Origin of the sequence: Salibacter halophilus, assembly GCF_008806325.1 — a bacterium.
GTDB lineage: Bacteria > Bacteroidota > Bacteroidia > Flavobacteriales_G > Salibacteraceae > Salibacter > Salibacter halophilus.
The window spans coordinates 13,744-31,746 of record NZ_WACR01000005.1; the positions used below are offsets into that span (position 1 = coordinate 13,744).

The 18,003-nt window shown below is 40.5% G+C and carries 19 protein-coding genes; 7 read left to right on the top strand and 12 right to left on the bottom strand.

Annotation, left to right across the window (positions count from 1 at the left end):
- Window positions 1–54 precede the first annotated feature (54 nt).
- Window positions 55–414: a hypothetical protein gene (locus F3059_RS06250; protein WP_151167314.1), complete on the bottom strand. Its 360-nt coding sequence runs from the start codon at window positions 412–414 to the stop codon at window positions 55–57.
- A gap of 189 nt (window positions 415–603) precedes the next feature.
- Here F3059_RS06250 and F3059_RS06255 point away from each other — a divergent pair, with 189 nt between their 5' ends.
- From F3059_RS06255 to F3059_RS06265, 3 genes are all read left to right on the top strand, one after another.
- Window positions 604–972: a hypothetical protein gene (locus F3059_RS06255; protein ID WP_151167316.1), complete on the top strand. Its 369-nt coding sequence runs from the start codon at window positions 604–606 to the stop codon at window positions 970–972.
- A gap of 84 nt (window positions 973–1,056) precedes the next feature.
- Entirely contained in the window at window positions 1,057–1,857 is an 801-nt protein-coding gene (locus F3059_RS06260) for a FixH family protein (RefSeq protein ID WP_170265080.1), read from the top strand.
- A gap of 21 nt (window positions 1,858–1,878) precedes the next feature.
- Entirely contained in the window at window positions 1,879–3,867 is a 1,989-nt protein-coding gene (locus tag F3059_RS06265; RefSeq protein ID WP_151167320.1) for a TonB-dependent receptor plug domain-containing protein, read from the top strand.
- Window positions 3,868–3,888: 21 nt separating this feature from the next.
- On the opposite strand, the gene F3059_RS06270 is transcribed toward F3059_RS06265, so the two are convergent.
- From F3059_RS06270 to F3059_RS06305, 8 genes are read right to left on the bottom strand one after another with little or no spacing between them, the layout of a single operon-like run.
- Complete coding sequence (locus tag F3059_RS06270) at window positions 3,889–4,428, bottom strand: DUF4136 domain-containing protein (RefSeq protein WP_151167322.1); 540 nt, start codon at window positions 4,426–4,428, stop codon at window positions 3,889–3,891.
- Entirely contained in the window at window positions 4,421–5,920 is a 1,500-nt protein-coding gene (locus tag F3059_RS06275) for an NAD(P)H-hydrate dehydratase (protein ID WP_151167324.1), read from the bottom strand. The genes F3059_RS06270 and F3059_RS06275 overlap by 8 nt, the downstream gene beginning before the upstream one ends.
- Window positions 5,917–6,513 carry a dephospho-CoA kinase gene (gene coaE, locus F3059_RS06280; RefSeq protein ID WP_151167326.1) on the bottom strand — a complete coding sequence of 199 codons (597 nt, stop codon included), beginning with the start codon at window positions 6,511–6,513 and terminating at the stop codon, window positions 5,917–5,919. The genes F3059_RS06275 and coaE overlap by 4 nt, the downstream gene beginning before the upstream one ends.
- Entirely contained in the window at window positions 6,510–7,481 is a 972-nt protein-coding gene (locus F3059_RS06285) for a YbbR-like domain-containing protein (RefSeq protein ID WP_151167328.1), read from the bottom strand. The genes coaE and F3059_RS06285 overlap by 4 nt, the downstream gene beginning before the upstream one ends.
- A gap of 33 nt (window positions 7,482–7,514) precedes the next feature.
- Window positions 7,515–7,826: a preprotein translocase subunit YajC gene (yajC, locus tag F3059_RS06290; RefSeq protein ID WP_151167330.1), complete on the bottom strand. Its 312-nt coding sequence runs from the start codon at window positions 7,824–7,826 to the stop codon at window positions 7,515–7,517.
- Between the two features lie 12 nt (window positions 7,827–7,838).
- Window positions 7,839–8,303, bottom strand: a complete 465-nt coding sequence (locus F3059_RS06295) for a DUF1573 domain-containing protein (RefSeq protein ID WP_151167332.1) — start codon at window positions 8,301–8,303, stop codon at window positions 7,839–7,841.
- Window positions 8,304–8,312: 9 nt separating this feature from the next.
- A complete protein-coding gene (nusB, locus tag F3059_RS06300; RefSeq protein WP_151167333.1) occupies window positions 8,313–9,272 on the bottom strand; it encodes a transcription antitermination factor NusB in 960 nt (319 codons plus the stop codon).
- A complete protein-coding gene (locus F3059_RS06305; protein WP_151167335.1) occupies window positions 9,272–10,378 on the bottom strand; it encodes a Glu/Leu/Phe/Val dehydrogenase dimerization domain-containing protein in 1,107 nt (368 codons plus the stop codon). The genes nusB and F3059_RS06305 overlap by 1 nt, the downstream gene beginning before the upstream one ends.
- 126 nt (window positions 10,379–10,504) lie before the next feature.
- On the opposite strand from F3059_RS06305, the gene F3059_RS06310 reads away from it, so the two are divergent.
- The 3 genes from F3059_RS06310 (at window position 10,505) to F3059_RS06320 (ending at window position 13,146) form a co-directional block, all read left to right on the top strand.
- Complete coding sequence (locus F3059_RS06310) at window positions 10,505–12,295, top strand: ABC transporter ATP-binding protein (protein ID WP_151167337.1); 1,791 nt, start codon at window positions 10,505–10,507, stop codon at window positions 12,293–12,295.
- A 77-nt stretch (window positions 12,296–12,372) separates the two neighbouring features.
- Entirely contained in the window at window positions 12,373–12,729 is a 357-nt protein-coding gene (locus tag F3059_RS06315; protein ID WP_151167339.1) for a DUF3276 family protein, read from the top strand.
- A gap of 69 nt (window positions 12,730–12,798) precedes the next feature.
- A complete protein-coding gene (locus tag F3059_RS06320) occupies window positions 12,799–13,146 on the top strand; it encodes a translation initiation factor (protein ID WP_151167341.1) in 348 nt (115 codons plus the stop codon).
- Here the strand turns inward: F3059_RS06320 and F3059_RS06325 are convergent.
- On the bottom strand, window positions 13,143–13,352 hold the full coding sequence (locus F3059_RS06325; RefSeq protein ID WP_151167343.1) for a hypothetical protein: 210 nt from the start codon (window positions 13,350–13,352) through the stop codon (window positions 13,143–13,145). The genes F3059_RS06320 and F3059_RS06325 overlap by 4 nt on opposite strands.
- A gap of 44 nt (window positions 13,353–13,396) precedes the next feature.
- Between F3059_RS06325 and F3059_RS06330 the strand changes: the two genes are divergently transcribed.
- A complete protein-coding gene (locus F3059_RS06330) occupies window positions 13,397–13,870 on the top strand; it encodes a hypothetical protein (protein WP_151167344.1) in 474 nt (157 codons plus the stop codon).
- Here F3059_RS06330 and bshA read toward each other — a convergent pair.
- Together bshA and F3059_RS06340 are read right to left on the bottom strand one after the other, a co-directional pair.
- Window positions 13,845–14,990 (bottom strand): N-acetyl-alpha-D-glucosaminyl L-malate synthase BshA, encoded by a 1,146-nt coding sequence (gene bshA / locus F3059_RS06335; RefSeq protein WP_151167347.1) that lies wholly within the window; start codon window positions 14,988–14,990, stop codon window positions 13,845–13,847. The two genes, F3059_RS06330 and bshA, sit on opposite strands and share 26 nt — an antisense overlap.
- A gap of 11 nt (window positions 14,991–15,001) precedes the next feature.
- Window positions 15,002–17,953: a glycoside hydrolase family 3 N-terminal domain-containing protein gene (locus F3059_RS06340; RefSeq protein ID WP_170265082.1), complete on the bottom strand. Its 2,952-nt coding sequence runs from the start codon at window positions 17,951–17,953 to the stop codon at window positions 15,002–15,004.
- Between the last annotated feature and the right edge of the window lie 50 nt (window positions 17,954–18,003).

The following is an 18,003-nucleotide window of genomic DNA, read 5'->3' on the forward strand; positions in this document are numbered from 1 at the left end:
CTGTTGCCACTAAGATACAATTCTGAAACGACAGATGGAGCATTAAAAAGACCGTTAATCCTCACTTTTATTTTCAACGAGTAGGAACATATTCTCATCCAGTTCAATATATCCCTGATCGTAACAGAAGAAATATATACCGCCTTTTTTGGTACGGAGTATATGAGTAAAGTAATTGAAATTAAACCCGTTTTGTAAGAGTTTTAATTTGGAGATCTTGGTTTTACCTCCATCATTGAGATCGTTGAGTATGCAGCGGTTTTTCTTGAGTTTTTTGTTGATCTTGCGGTAATAAGCATCTTCATCGCGGTGTTTGCGATTGTGATAACTACTCCTGCAATCTGCATCGCAAAAGCGTTTATCAATTCGGCCCCTCAACTTTTCACCACATTCTAAACAAGCACGTTCACTCATAGCTGTAGGTGTTGGTTTACTCAAATGTAATAAAAATAAATAAACTTTATAGTTAGCTTTTTAATCAGGTTTTAATGAAATTAAACAACCTTTATTTGAGCATTATCGTTGAAATACTAATCATCTTGATTGACCACATGTGACTAAAGTCATAATACAGTGAAGTAAAAAGGATTATTTTTGTTTCAAATGAAATTCATTTCATCCATATTGCTAATTGCACTGTTTGGCTTTACACAGTTTTTCAATGCTGTGCTATTTGTCAATTACCGCATGAATGTGGACGAGATCACGGAGTTGTTTTGTGAAAACAAGGATAAACCTGAACTCAACTGTAACGGTAAATGTCACTTTAGCCAACAACTCATGGGTGAAACAGATGAAAAAAGAGCTCCACAGGAAATTTCATTTTTACCTGAACAAACACTTTATTTTGGATCTGACTGTGAAGAATTTTCCTCTGGATCTGACCAAAATAAGAACTCTTCAAACTTCTTTTATCAGATCTCATATTCCTTTTTAGCACCAATTGAGGTGTTTCATCCACCCAGGGCATAAGTCTTACCCCTATTACTTCATACTTTTTTATCAACTTAAAATCAAAGACTTATGTTACTCAAAAATATTAAAGTTTGGGTCTTAATGGCGCTAATTATTGGAGCAAGTACATCATGTAAAGACGATGACGATGATGACAACACTCCCACACCAACAAATAATCCTTTTAAAAACTATGTAATCCTGGGAACCAGTGATGATGACAATGACGATGACGACATTGTGATTTACGGTGAAAAGGAAGCTTTTGTGGGATACAACAAAATCTGGATCGTAGAAAAAGACGATGACGGAACTGTTGATGACAGCTTTTTAGAAGATCAGGTAACGATAAATCCGGTTATGGATATGCCTATGCACTCTCACAGTGCTCCTGTAGAACAACCTGGAACTCCTGATCAAAACGGTGCTCGTCAAGCAGCAGTCGTATTTGTGATGCCTACAACTGCAGGTGACTGGTACATTGATGTTACGCTTACTGATGATAACGATTCAGAAACACATCGTGTGAAAATAAACAGTGTCGTTGAGCCGGAAGAAACGAGAACTAAAAGCTTCTACACTCCCGACAGTGCTCGCTATTTTGTATCGCTCGTAGAACCATCAGACCCTGAGGTTGGAATCAACGATTACGAAGTTGTGGTTCACGAACGCAAAACGATGATGTCATGGCCTGCAGTAAACGGATTAACGATGGAGATCGATCCGGAAATGCCTACGATGGGCCACGGTTCACCAGACAATGAAAACCCGGTAGAAACGACTAACGGGCACTACGTTGGAAAAGTGAACTTCACCATGACAGGCTACTGGAAAGTCAATATGGTTCTCAAAGAAAACGGAAACGACATCAAGGACGACCTTTTCTTCGACATCACGTTCTAAGAATCTCTAAAACATATTGATATGTTAAGGCAATTTATTGTCCTTACCTTACTCCCTGCGTCAGTTTTGGCGCAGGTGAGCGAGGTTCGTAATGACTCATTACGCGTTAAAAACCTCAATGAAGTAGAGATTGAAGAAGATTTATCACAGGTCAACCAAAGCTACTCTTCAATTAACAAGCCCGGAGAGGCAATCAGGCAAATTTCAGGAGCAGATTTCATCAGGCGTGGAAATTACGCTTATGAACCTGTTTTTCGCGGACTCACCATGGAACGCATGAATATCACACTCGATGGAATGCGCATTTTTGGAGCGTGTACTGATAAAATGGATCCGGTTACTTCTTACGTCTCAACGAACAACCTGTCTGGCATAGCTGCTGGTCAGAGCCATAATTCGAGTGCATTTGGTGGTACATCACCTGTAGGACTCAACCTGGCAACTAAAAAAGCGCGATTCACAGGCGAACCACAATTCACAGGTACCGGTTTATACGGTTTGAGTTTTAATGGATTGGGAAACGTGGCCCAGGGATCTGTCGATTACTCATCATCGAAGTTTGGTTTGAGAGTATCCGGTTCTTACCGCGATGCTGATCCTTACAATGATGGAAACGGAAATGAGGTTCTCTTCACACAATTCCACAAACTCAACCTGGCTGCTAATGCAAAGTACAGATTATCATCAAACGAATGGATTGAAGCTCAGTTCATTTTAGATGACGCTTGGGACATTGGCTACACCGCTTTACCAATGGATGTTTCATCGGCTAAAGGGCGAATTTACAGCTTGTCTTATCATCGGTATTTTCTGAATTCTGCACAGTCTCATCTTGAGGTAAAAGCTTACGGGAACGACATCGAGCACGTGATGGACGACACAAAGCGACCTAATGTTCCTATGCACATGGATATGCCGGGTGGAAGCACCACTTATGGTGGTTATGCCCATTACGGTCAGAACCTGGGCAACCGACACAAAGTGAAAATCAAAGCTGATGGTTTCTACAATGAGCGCTGGGCCGATATGATCATGTACCCAAAAAATGAAAAGGAAATGTTCATGGAAACATGGCCATTATCTACACGTGTTGGATTTGGCGGTGAAGCTGAATTGAACTCAAAATGGACCGATAAACTCAATACAACAGTTTTCTTCAGATCCAATTACTATGAAAACTCAATGATGAGCGACTTTGGTTTAAAGCAGATTTCCATTTTCGGATATGAGAATCCTGACAGAGAGGATTTAACAATGAGTGGCGGATTGGTTATTAATCACAACCCAAGTATTTTCAATCACTCTTTGAGCATGAAGGTGAGTCAGCGCGTTCCTACTCTAAGCGAACTCTACGGGTTCTATTTATTCAACGCTCAGGATGGATTCGATTACATGGGAAATCCTGATTTAGAGATGGAAAACTCTTATCAGTTGAGTTATGAAATGAAAAAGTCATTTGATGACATACAGTTGAGTTTGAGTCCGTTCGTTCACTACATCGAAAACTATGTTTTTGGTGTTTGGGATTCTACACTTTCAGTCATGACCATTGGTGGAAATGGAGTGAAGTTTTACGAAAACCTCGATTATGCTTACATAACCGGCTTTGAACAAAGTGCTTTTTGGAAAATCACAAAAGCTGTCTCGTTAAAAGAGCGACTCAAATACCGCTATGCTGAGGATAACAACGGAACTCCTCTCCCATTGATTGCTCCGCTAAAAGTAGATTTAACAGCTCAATATAAAAAAGAAAAATGGTTCTTTGAAGTGAACTCAAATATCGCTGCTGATCAAAACAGGGTAAACCCCATTTATGGCGAAGATGAAACGAGCGGATATGTTATTTTCAACACGAGCGCTCAACGCGTTTTTGAAGTTGGAAAGAATGAACTTACTGTTCGTGCAGACTTGCGAAATCTCACCAACAAGCAGTACTGGGACCACCTCGACTGGGGAAATGTCCCGAGAGCCGGCTTTAACGGGGCTCTGACCGTTGGTTTTAAATTTTAATTGAAATCGCTGCCGGAATCACTATTGGTTTTCGGTAGCGGTTTTTGAAGCCTTGAGCGGAAAACGAGCCATAATTGAACGGATGTCCATTTCAACATCTTCAAGATCGCGCTTGTCATCCACAGATTCGCTCAACCAGCCCTGCCAAATGAGTCGCTTATTTTTTACGTCCACAACATCGATGATGACAGTTCCTTCCTGATAAGTGTACTCGCGATAGGGATAGCGGTTATACCCCCAATCCCACGGGTAGTAATAATCGTAAGGATATGACGAACGCTCGAGTTTTGTCTTTTGCCTCACTCTGGTGTCGTACAATATCCAGAGGTCAGGCTTTACGGTATCTTTTTCTAATCCGCGGAGCTCCATTTCATTTTCGAGAACTTCTTCAATTTTTTGGTCGGCAAAATCAGCATATTCTTTATCCGGGTCGAGTTTTACCATGAATGTTTTGTAAGATCTGAAGTCGATATTCTCAGCGGTTTGCACGCTCACATCTCGCTGTGAGGCACATGCAGTGATCAGGATCAGACCGAAAAGAAAAACAAAAACTCTACGCATGTCTGATCGATTTAAAGGCTTCACCCAAATTATTTATAATATCAGACGCAGTAAGCGATTCAAACGACTCTTTATCGAGTGCAGCATCTCCGGCTTTTCCGTGGACAAACATTCCTAAAAGTGCGGCTTCAAAACTGCTGTAGTTTTGAGCAAGCAAGCCGGTGATAACTCCGGTTAATACATCTCCGCTTCCACCAGTTGCCATACCGGCATTTCCAGTACTGTTGAAAAACACTTTTCGGTCAGGTGTTACTAAAAAGCTGATATGATCCTTATAAAGGAGGTAACATTCAGATTTTGAACACCATTCTTTGATCTTTTCGAGACGTTTAATCGGTTTATCGATGTCTCCGAACAACCTCTTAAATTCTCCCGGATGTGGAGTTAAAATGCTTCCTTTCGGAAGATGATCGAGCCATTGCGGGTGTTCTGAAAGTAAGTTGAGTGCATCAGCATCGAGTACGAGCGGTTTCTCAGTCGTTTTGATCAATTCTTCCACGACAAAACGCGTTTCCTCGTGATGACCAATTCCCGGCCCCACTCCCACGGCATTGAAATCAGAATAATCGATATCGTCTTTTAAGCATTCCTCTCCTGAATCAACAATGCACATCACCTCTGGAATTGCTGTTTGCATGATATCATAACCGCATCTTGGAATGTGAGCAGTAACCAAACCTGCACCGGATTTAAGCGCTGCTTTTGATGAAAGTACAGCTGCACCTACTTTTCCTTTTCCACCGGCCGTTAACAATGCATGACCGTAAGTTCCTTTGTGCGAAAAGCCCTTTCTATTTCTCAATATCTTGCGCGCATCTCTTTCGGTCAGAACCTCATGATCTGTCTTTTCGTTTTCGATGAAGCTCTTGAGTAACCCGATATCGAGAACCGTCACATTGCCTACAAATTCTGCATACTCAGCAAACTGGAAAGCTAATTTCGGCAATTGAAAAGTTATCGTTTCATCAGCTTTGAATATGGTACCATCGTTCTCGTCATTGTCATCAGCAAAGAGCCCTGAAGGAATATCAATTGCCAATCGCTTCGCTTCGTAATTGTTGAGTTTCTCGATAACTTCAGCGGGAAAGCCTTCAACGGGTCTGTTCAAACCTGAACCAAAAATCGCGTCAATAATGAAATCTGGCTCGTTGATCTTTAACTCATCTGCCGATTTGATTGTCGTGATTTTAACATTGCAATCTCTCAGTCTTTCAAAGTTCGTTTTGAAATCATCAGAGTACTGGTCATTGAAATTGAGTACAACTACTTCCACTTCATTTAGATCACTGTAATGGCGAGCAATTACGAGTCCGTCACCTCCATTATTGCCCGGTCCGCAAACGATCAATATCTTTTGATTGATGTAAAAAATGGGCAGAGCTAAATGGGCATTTTTTGCAGCCCTTTCCATCAAATCAAGACTTGAAATAGGTTCGTTCTTTATCGTAAATTGATCAGCTTTTCTGATTTGATCAGCGGAGAGTATTTTCATTTTTTCGGCTTTTGGCCAAAAGATAGCAATTGTGGATGAATATCACGAACCTGTTCGATCAATGATGCTTTTCCGTCATTTAAAATCTCGTAATCGCAAAAAGCGCGTTTTTCGTCATCAGTCATCTGGTTGCTCATGCGCTTTTCAACTTCTTCAGCAGAGACTTTGTCACGCTCCACTACTCTTTTAATTCTGAGTTCTTTGGGAGCAGTAACCAGAATGAGTTTATCGCACTGTTTGTAACTGCCACTCTCGATCATGATGGCTGCCTCTTTGATGACGTAAGTCGTGTTCTGACTGTGATACCAATTTTCAAAATCTTTTTTAACGGCCGGATGAATAATTCCGTTGAGTTTTTCCAGTTTTGACTTATCGTCAAAGACCACTTTTGCAATGTAATCTCTATCGGGTTTATCGTTTTTGTAAGCCTTTTCACCCAACAAGTCAATTACAGCAGCTTTCACATCATCACTTTCAACGTACAGTGCTTTTGCTCGCTGATCAGCATCGTAAATGGGAATACCAAACGATTGAAATATGCGACAAACCGTGCTTTTTCCGCTTCCTATTCCTCCGGTAACGCCAACAATCATCGCGATCTGATTATGTATTCTACATTTTCAGGAGAGTAACTAATCACTTTCACATGATCGTTTTTAGAAGTGACATTAACATAGAGTTTTGGCGGTTGATTTTTCAGAACCGAAGAATAATCGACCTGTGCTTTGAATTGCTTTTCGTCAATGCTATCAAAATGTGATAATCCTGTTTTGAAATTGACGGTTACAACTCGCGGATATGTTGAAAGTGTAAGCGAATCGGGTAAGTTAATTGTTTCTATTTTCACTTTTGTCGATCCCTGTGTGAGTTGCTCAACAGGTACAGTGACTTTCACCGAAGCCGGCTCAAAATTCATTTTTGCTGAATTACTCACAACTGGTAAATCTTCATTAACAGTCGTTTCCAGATCATCCAGTTGCAATCTTTTTGTAAATACTTTTGTGAGTTCACGCACTTCAGATTTTGGTCCTTTAGCCACTACAGAATCTGGAGTTGAAAATGGATCTGACTGTAATGTGTATTGCTCGTTTACGGTAACATTTAAATCCAGCTCAACAGGAACTTTTTTAGCCATTCTCTCTTCGATGAGAACTTGAATGGAATCTGCCGATAGTTGATCGATATCGAGGTAATCGCCAAGCTCGTCATTCACCAAATTCCTGATCGATCCTGCATCCACAACCTTTCGTTCTACTTCATCATCACCAAAAGTGGTGTAATTGCGAAGATCAACCGTAACCGGCTCAAATTCATCTTTTTTAGATACGCCTAATAAATTAAAACCCTCTCCTCTAACCCTGAAAGAGACAGCTTTTGGAGGTGCGTTGACAATAACTTTTTCGTCAGGAACTCCGGCATACTCTACCGGGACAGAAATAGTGAGAGAGTACTCTTTTGTGAGGGCATTCAGAACCCAAAAAAAAGTGGCTATAAGCAAACAAACCAGAAAAACGTAAAAACGCTTTCCCGGTTTTTTTATGAGTGCTTTGATTCTATTCATACTTCGGTGCAATTAATCGCCAGCCCGAAGATATTATTTTTGCGGCTGTTGCGCTAATGTTGATTCACCTGTTCCTTTTGAATATTCAGGTGAAATTGCTGAACGCTCAACAGTCAATTTGAATTTTCCGTTGATATCGATTACGACTGTTGTTTCATTGAGCTCGGCAAGTTTACCGTGGATACCACCAATAGTTACCACGTGATCGCCTTTTTTGAGGTTTTCCTTGAATTTTTTGGCCTCTTTTGCCTTTTTCATTTGGGGTCTGATCATGAAGAAATAAAACACCACGATGATCAAAAGAAGCGGTCCAAAGTTTTCTAATAATCCCTGTAAATTTTCCATTTTTTGCGTTTTTTATTTTGATGGTCCCACAACATCACCGGTTATAGCCAGCGTGTTTGTCGCGGGAGTTGTGTTTGCAACGATATAAATCTTTTTGTGAATGCGTCCTACTTTTCCTTTACTATTGAACATAACTTCAATTTCTCCGGATTCTCCTGGACCAATTGGTTTGCGCGGATATTTGGGAACAGTACATCCGCATGAGCCACGAGCTGATGTAATCACCAATTCTTTATTACCCGTGTTTTGAAACTTGTAGATCTTTGTCACTTTCTCACCTTGTGTGATTGTTCCAAATCCCTGTACAAGTGTATCGAACTCCATAATGGGTGCTTCACTGCTTTTCTTCGTTGAGTCTGATGAAGCAGTTGCATTATTCTTCACCATATCAGGAGTAATTGATTCCTGGTCAGATCCGGAATTATTGCATCCCCAACCAACCAATCCTATCAATCCGATAAACAATAGCTTTTTCATAATTTTCAATTATTCGATTAGACCTCTACCTGTTTTCGAAATTTCGCCACTTTTTTTGAGTTTAGCAACCAGTTTATCGAGTACTCCATTGATAAATACTTTCGATTTTGGAGTGCTGTAATCTTTCGCTAATTCTATGTACTCATTAAAAGTCACTTTAACGGGAATACTTGGAAAGTAAAGTAATTCACACAATGCCATACGCATGAGTACAACATCTAGCTTTGCGATACGCTCCAGTTCCCAGTTAGTTGTGTTTTGGCCAATACGATCAGATAGCGATTCTTTGTTTACAATTGTTCGCTTGAACAGTTCTTTCACAAATTTGAGATCGTCATCTCTGTCCTTGAAAAGTGGAAGAAGAAAATTGCTGTGCTCTCCCATTTCAGGCGTCATGTTTTTAAACGTCTTGATGACATTCAAAATAACCAGAGCCAGATCATCAGTCCAGTAGATGCTCTTGTCTTCAAAAAAGTCGTGAATTACTTCAAAACTGGCGATGTATCGCTTGAATATTTTGATCATGAACTCCTGATCTTCCTCAAAAGACTGACCGGGTTTTTCCATGTATTCAATGTACTCATCACTTTCGCGAATTTGACGCCATAACTTCTTGATGTTGTCAGACTCAAGCGACCAGTTGATCTTTTTCTTTTCTACCTCGGCTCTGAATAAAACATTGTTATCCAGTAATTGAACAATATGGTTATTGATAAACTTGAGGTTAGGATTCAAATCCTCATCAGTTGCCAGTCGTTTTTCTTTATTCTGTTCAATGTTCCTACGCGCTTTCTCAGCAACTTCATTCGTGAGTTCGAGAACATAGAGATACAGGTCGTAGATTTTGTTGATGCTGGTGATCATGTTTTTTTCACCAACAGTCATATCAGCATTGTCGCTTTCAAATGCGTAAATAGCCTGTAATCCTTTGACTCGCAGGTAGCGTCTGTTAATCATCCCTTCTTGCATTAACGGGTCATTTTTATCTTTCCGATTTGCTCAATTCTTTGCTCAGCTATTTTATTAGCCGCTTCATAGGTAGGGATATTTTGCTCGTTGGCAAGTTCAAAAATACGTGTTGTTGTGTCGTAAATCGTTTCGCATTTATTCATCGCTCTGTCGCGGTTATAGCCTTCGAGTTCTGAATAACAGTTGATCACGCCACCAGCATTGATCACGTAATCAGGAGCGTAAATAATTCCGCTTTCTTTCACTGCCACACCGTGTTTCTTTTCATCAGCGAGCTGATTGTTAGCAGCTCCGGCAATCACGCTACAGTTCAGCTTTTTGAGTGACTCGTCATTGACCGTTGCACCCAAAGCACACGGAGCATAAATATCCATGTCATTCTCGTAAACCTTATCAGAATCGATTACATTTACTGAAGAGTGTTTATCAGTCACCAGCTTGATTTTATCGTCAAAAATATCTGCGATAGAAACCTGAGCATTCTCTTTCATTAGATGGTCGATCAAATAACGACCAACATTACCGGCTCCCTGAACAGTGATTTTTTTGCCTCCTAAATCGTCAGATCCATAAGCGGCTTTAGCAGCGGCTTTCATCCCGAGATAAACACCGTATGCAGTAACAGGAGAAGGATCACCGGCTCCGCCCAATTCCTTTGGAATACCCACAACGTGTTTTGTTTCGTTGCTGATAAATTCCATATCCTGAGTTGTCATTCCAACATCCTCAGCAGTGATGTATTTTCCGCTTAGCGAATCAACGAATTTACCAAAGCGTCTCATTAACGCTTCGTTTTTCATTGTGCGGGAATCACCGATTATCACAGCTTTTCCTCCACCCAGGTTGAGTCCGCTTACAGCATTTTTGTAAGTCATACCGCGCGAAAGGCGCAAAACATCATTTATAGCTTGAAGTTCGTTGTCGTAAGTCCACATCCTGGTACCGCCAAGTGCCGGACCTAATGTGGTATTATGGATTCCAATTATCGCTTTTAAACCGGTTGCATCATCATGACAAAACACTACTTGTTCATGTCCCATTTGAAACATTTCCTGGATTACAGGGTTTTGTGTTTTATCGGCCAGTGAAACTGTATTCACATCCATGTTTATTGTATTAGAACGTTAATATTCAGAGACGAAATTTACTATACATTTGCCCCGTTATTTGGGACGGCAAATGTAGCGTTTTTCTCGGGATTTGTTAATGAATGTAGGAAAGTACTCAACTGAATGAAATCACTTCGATACCTCAATAAATATTTAGTAAAATACAAGTGGCGACTGTTACTGGGAATTTTATTCATCGCCATTTCAAACGTCTTCAAAATCTTTCCAGCCCAAATTATCCGCTACGCTTTTGACATTGTTAAAGAGACTATTGTTCAGTATCAGGTTTTGAATGGTACGTACTTCCATGCCGATTTTTATGCGGTATTGAGTAAAATGCTACTGCTTTTTGGTGGCTTCGTCTTGTTGATGGCTTTAATGAACGGATTATTCCTCTTTTTTACTCGTCAAACGATCATCGTGATGTCCAGGCTCATCGAGTACGATCTCAAGAATGAGGTTTTCAAACACTACCAGGATTTGAGTTTGGCTTTTTACAAGCGCAATAACACCGGTGATTTGATGAACCGCATCAGTGAAGACGTCAGTAAGGTAAGAATGTATTTGGGTCCGGCTATTATGTACACGCTCAACCTAATTGTTCTTTTTGTTCTTGTCATCAGCACAATGATTTCAGTAAACGCAAAGCTTACGCTCTACGTCCTCACTCCTCTTCCACTTCTCAGCATTTCGATTTACTACGTGAGTAACATCATCAACATTAAGAGTGAAAAAGTTCAAAGACAGCTTTCCAATATTTCAACTTTCGTTCAGGAAGCATTTTCGGGTATTCGGGTTTTGAAAGCCTACAACATCAACATGGAACGCGAAAAAGCCTTTTTGGAAGAAACTGAAACGTATAAAAATAAGAACCTTGAACTGGTAAAAGTAAACGCTCTATTTCAGCCGTTGATGATTTTGCTAATCGGGCTGAGTACGATCCTAACGATTTACATCGGTGGAGAACTCGCCATTTCAGGTGAAATCACGACCGGTAACATTGCCGAATTTGTGATTTATGTTAACATGCTCACCTGGCCTGTTGCTGCTTTGGGTTGGGTAACATCTCTTACTCAAAGAGCTGCGGCATCTCAGGAACGCATCAACGAATTTTTACAGTCAGAACCGGAAATCAAGAACCACATTCACACCGATACCCCAATTGAAGGAAATATCGAATTTAAAGATGTCCATTTTGTCTATCCAGACAGTGGAATTGAAGCTCTAAAAGGCGTTAATTTCTCGATCAAAGCCGGTGAATCTCTGGCTGTAATCGGGCGAACGGGTTCCGGCAAAACGACAATTGCAAACCTTATTGGTCGATTATTCGATCCTACCCAGGGCGAAATCAGAGTTGACAACAAACCGATTAGGGAATTCAACCTCAACCAGTTGAGAAGATCAATCGGCTATGTTCCACAAGAGGTTTTCCTCTTTTCTGATACAATAGAAAACAATGTTGCTTTTGGTTTGGATCTGACCAAAGACAATTTAAAAGCAGTTGAACAGGCTACTAAAGATGCTCAGGTTTATCACAATATTACTGAGTTTCCAAAAGGTTTTCAAACTGAACTGGGAGAACGCGGTATCACGTTATCGGGCGGTCAAAAACAACGACTATCAATCGCCCGGGCTCTGATCAAAAAACCGAAGATCCTCATTTTTGATGATTGTCTTTCAGCTGTTGATACTCAAACCGAAGAACGAATCTTGACGAATTTAAAGCGCATTATGAAGGGGCGTTCTTCAGTAATTATCTCTCACAGAGTGTCATCTGTGAAGCACTGTGATCAAATTATAGTGCTGGATGATGGCAAAATTGTTGAACGTGGTAATCATGCTGAACTACTCTCTAAAAAGGGTGTTTACAGCGACTTGCACGAGCAACAATTGCTTGAAGAACAAGAGGCTTAATTCCATTTTTTTCCAAAGGTCTTTTTTCAATACATTTGAAATCTCTATTATTGAAGTGATTTTAAGCTAAACGGACCATGGAAGACAACAAGGATTTTGAACAAGAAGAGATTTACGCTAAAAGAGTGAGAGCGGGCAAGCGCACATACTTTTTTGATGTGCGTTCAACAAAAGGAAATGATTACTTTTTGACGATTACTGAAAGTAAGCGAAAATTCAATGAAGACGGATCTGTTCATTACAAGAAACACAAAATTTTTCTCTACAAGGAAGATTTTGAAAAGTTTAGTGATGCACTCAGCGATTCCTTCCAAAAAATCATTGAATTGAAGCAGGAACAAAACGAACGCCTTAACGACAAATTTGAAAACCAATTCACTGAGGTTAGTTTTGACGAGCTCGGAGACAACGGTGAACCGCAGGAACAAAACTAATCGCACTCATCTTACATTGTGAAAAAACCGCTTTTTGAGCGGTTTTTTTATTGTTTTACTTTTGATGATATGAGCAAAAAGAATAAGAAAAAACGAGTTGATGTTGTCTATTCGACAAACCCCGATTACGAATACGACTACGAAGATGATGGTGTGGAAGAAACCCTTCCACCTGAGGAGCAAAACCTGAAAGTAAGAATTGAAAAAAAAGGTCGTGGAGGAAAAACCGCGGTTGTGGTAAAAGGGTTTATCGGATCTGAAGATGATTTAAAAGACCTGGCAAAAACGATCAAAACAAAATGCGGAACCGGTGGCTCCGCAAAAGATGGTGAAATCATTATTCAGGGCGAAATGCGCAACAAAGTGTTGGAGGTTCTCCAAAAAGAAGGCTACAACGCCAAGCAAGCAGGAGGTTAAGAACAGCTATACCCCTCATCTTCACGGTTGTCAATTTCATCCTGATCAGCAGTACACACTTCTTCATTGGAGTTTGTAGTATCGATTGGATTTCCCTGTGAATCTTCAATCACTACTGATCTGCTGCAATCGTAACATTTAGAGCATGATGTGCTTATCATTCCAAAAAAAGAAGCTACTAATAAGATTGTAAAGATATTTTTCATCACTTTTGAATTTTTCGATTACAAATTTAAGCATCACAATTTCAATGCCACAACTAAAACATTTCATTCCCAAGGTTATTGTTTGCTCGCTTTTCGCTACACTACTCCTTTCAGCGTGTTCCACTCATGATCTCAATGAATTGAGTTGGCTCACTGGCGATTGGGAACGCGATTTCAATAATACATCGCAAATGGAGTCCTGGAAGTTACGAAACGACACAATTTACGGTGAAGTAAAATACTCAAATGGTAATGACACTTCAGTCATGTGGCTTTCTAAAATCTACAATAAAGATGGCTTGACCCTGGAACTCATTAATGATAAAAATATTGAGCCTTATTTTTTTACAATCAAGAAAAAGAGTGATACGTCAATCATCTTTCACAATCCAGAATACCAATTCCCTAAAGAGATTCTATACCGCACTTCAGGAGATTCTCTAGTGAAAATCATACACGGCTCTGGAGGTAAAATACCAAAATCTGCTGCGTTTAAGTTTGGACGCCTTTCGAACTAGATTCTCTCATAGCTCTCTCGTAGAGCTCTTCGTAACGGGGTAATATCTTTTGAATATCAAATGTTTGTGCCACTTCATAAGCACCTTGCTTGAACTTTTGATGTTCGTTTTTATCGGTCAGAACCGAAAGACTGTTAGCGATCATTGACTCTACGTCTCCTACAGAGCTTGTGTAACCGCTTTTGCCGTCAATGTTCACTTCCGGTAAACCGCCAGTATTCGATGAAATAACCGGTACTTTAGCAGCCATCGCTTCAAGTGCTGCCAAACCAAAGCTTTCAGTTTCAGATGGAAGTAAAAACAGATCGCTCATGCATAAAACACGCTCAACCTCTTTCGTTTTTCCGAGGTATATCACGTCTCTTCCCAAACCGAGTTCTCTCGCTTCATCAATTGTTTTAGAACGCTCGGGGCCGTCACCTACCAAAACCAGTCGAGCCGGGATCTGATCGTGAATTCCTTTGAAAATTCGAACAACATCGTGAACACGCTTTACTTTCCTGAAATTTGAAATATGTGTGATGAGCATTTGTCCTTCTTCAGCCAGTCTCGCTTTTTCACAATTCTTGCGGTTCTGATAGAGCTTTAAATCGATGAAATTCGGAATTACCTCAATAGGTGTTGAGCAATCAAAGAACTCAATTGTCTCTTCCTTGAGGTGTTCTGACACGCTCGTTACATAGTCGCTGTGCTGAATACTGAACTTCACAGCCGGCTTGTAACTCGGATTTTTACCAACAAGTGTAATATCTGTTCCGTGAAGAGTGGTGATAACCGGCACATTGATTCCGGCATCAATCAGAATCTTTTTTGCCATGTATGCAGCAAAAGCGTGCGGAATAGCATAATGCACATGTAGAATATCCAATTTTTCATTTTTGACTGTATCCACCATTTTACTCGCCAACGCGAGTTCATAAGGTTGGTAATGAAAAAGAGGATAATCCTCAACATTCACTTCATGGTAGTAAATATTCTCTTCTAAGATATCTAATCTAACGGGCTGACTATAAGTGATAAAATGCACTTTGTGGCCTTCTTTGGCAAGTGCATTTCCTAGTTCTGTAGCGACTACTCCACTACCTCCGTATGTGGGATAACAAACAATTCCAATGTTCATAATATCAAAAATCAATACTCGATTGAGTCGTAAATAACCTGCATTATATCTGTTCTGATATCCATCGTAATCAGCTTTTTATTAGCTGCTGAAGGATAAATCCGATTCGACAAAAACACGTAAACAATATCCTGTTCGGGATCTGCCCAGGCCATTGTTCCCGTAAAACCTGTGTGACCAAAACTCGCATAGCTAACGCACTGGCAAGTAGGTCCGCCATCGTCATCTCTCACAGGCTTGTCAAAACCGATTCCTCTCCTGTTTTTCACTTCAGGGTCTTCACAAAACAAGCACTCCGTGTACTTCTCGATAACAGAATCAGAAAATATATTTACGCCTCCGTAGCTTCCTTTGTTCAAAAAAGTTTGCATCAACTTGGCCAGATCATTGGCATTGCTGAACAAGCCTGCATGTCCGCCAACACCGCCTAACATCGCTGCTCCCGGATCGTGCACATCACCGTGAATGAGTTGTTGCCTGAAATAAACATCGTATTCCGTGGGAACAATTCTATCCAAATCAAAATGCTCTCGTGGTAAATAACGTGTAGTTCCCATTCCGATTGGCTTGTAGATATTTTCAGTTGCAAACTCATCAAGCGATTGACCAGTCACTTTTTGAATAATTCGTTGCATGAAATAATACCCCAAATCACTGTAAAGATAATCCTGGTTCTTCTTGAGCGGTGTTTCCACAATTCGTTTGATGATAGAGTCAGGATATGATTTTTCAATGTAAAAATTCTCAGCTACCCGGTGCGGATACAACTCACTTTGACCAACAGAGTAAACATCATATCGGGGAACACCATTTGACAGTGTGTTTTTGTAAAATGGAATCCAGGAAATCAATCCAGCATGGTGAGTCAATATATCTTTGATTTTGAGGTTTTCGTACTCTGTCCCTTTTACAAACTCCGGAATAAAATCTCCAAGTGTATTGTTCACATTGAGCTCTCCTCTATCATTCAAAATCATCAGAGAACTCACTGTAGCGGCTATTTTCGTAATTGAAGCAAGATCGTAAATATCTGTCAGAGCCACGTGTTTAGCATTGTCTTCATAGGTATGCCTACCCATCGCCTTGTGGTAAACGACTTTCCCTTTTCTGGCTACTAAAATCTGACAACCGGGATACGCCTGCTCAACAATACCGTGCTGAGCTATCGAATCAATTCTGGTCAGAACCTGCGGATTCAAGCCGGCTGTTTGTGGTTCTGAATAGGAAAACCTCTTCACCTTGTTTGTTCGTGATCCGCTTCCGGCAATGTAATGCTGATTGATCGTAACCGGCAGCTTCCCTGAAACCGGAATTGCTCCAAAAAGAGCTTCAGCTGCATAATGCTGAGCAAACTCACTCTCCTCATAACTCACCAGAATTGCCGATAGCGAATCCAAAGCATCGTAATTGCGCAAAGCATATGGATTTCCAAAGTGAACGAGTATCACCTCTTTTTCTTTTGCCAGTTCTTTAATGAAAGAGAGCGATTCATTCGTGATTCCAAAATTACCTGTTGGATATAGCCTTGTATTGTGTAGCGATGCAATTACCACATCAACATTTTCGAGCTCTTCCCGAATCAATTTGCGCTCAAATGAAGTCGGTTTTTTGTTGCTGTAAACGGTTTTGATGTTTCCGTACAGTTGCAACTCATCCTGAAAAGCAAAACGATCGTTTTCACCAAAATAAAGATTTGCTATGTTGAGAGAGTCTAACCTTCCAAAAGGCAAAATATCTCCATTGTTGTGAACCAGAGTTTGCGCTTTGGCGTTAAGGTCTCGATTTAGTTGAACGTGATTCGGCTGGTTGAGGCTCTGACCGATATTCTTTAAATTGATAGAGTCAAATTTTGTAGCGCCTGTCCATTCTTTGGCTTTCAGTATTTTCAGAACCCGTTCATTCAAATCCTTTTCGAGCGAATCATTTCGTTTCACTTCATTTTTTATCGCCTTAATCGCAGAAGGAATTTCTGTGGGGAAAAGCAACACATCATTACCGGCCAAAAATGCTTCAAGAGCGACATCTGCTCCGTCACGACCATCAGTAACGCCCTTCATGTTGAGAGCATCAGTAAAAATGAGGCCGTTGAAGTTGAGTTCTTTTTTGAGTAAATCTGTCACAACACTTTTACTCAATGTTGTGGGAACATTAGGTTGGTCAACTAAGGCCGGAACATTCAAGTGAGCAACCATGACACCACCTACTCCTTGATCGATCAATTCCTGAAACGGAAATAACTCGAGACTTTCTAATCGGTTTCGATCGAATGGTAAATTTGGTAATTCCTTGTGGCTATCTGTTTTCGTATCACCATGCCCCGGGAAATGTTTGGCAACAGCAATAACACCTTCATTCTGTAAGCCTTTTGAAAGTGCTTTTCCCATTCTAACTACTCTCAGTTTATCTTCACCAAACGATCTGGAATTGATTACGGGATTATTAGGATTGTTATTGACATCAACAACCGGAGCAAAATTTACATGTACCCCAATTCGCTTGAGTTGTTGTGCCATTGCCCGTCCCAGTTCTGTCGCGAGTGAGTCATCATCAGCTGCCGAAACCATCATGCTCCTTGGAAAGCGCATTGCAGAATCCAAACGCATCGAAAGTCCCCACTCTGCGTCCATCCCGATGAGCAATGGAATAGTTGACTTCTTTTGGTAGCGATTCGTCAGTTTAGCTTGTTTGATAGGAGTTCCCTGAAAAAAGATGAGTCCGCCAATGTTGTGTTTTTCAATAAGCTCATCGATCTCTTCAGCGTGCGGCTCACCTTTGTTAGAATAAGCTGCAACCATGAATAGCTGACCTATCTTTTCCTCTAGCGTAAGCGCATCGAGTACACTATCTGCCCAGGGAGATTTTGCAGTTTCAAAATCAGGGTCAATATGTACTTTTTGCCAGTCGTGAAAAGAGACAGCAAAAAACGCAAGCACAAGTGTTATCGACAGATATAGCTTATTCATAGATTTAATTGAAATTAACGTTGCGAATTTAGCCATTCCAAATTCACAAA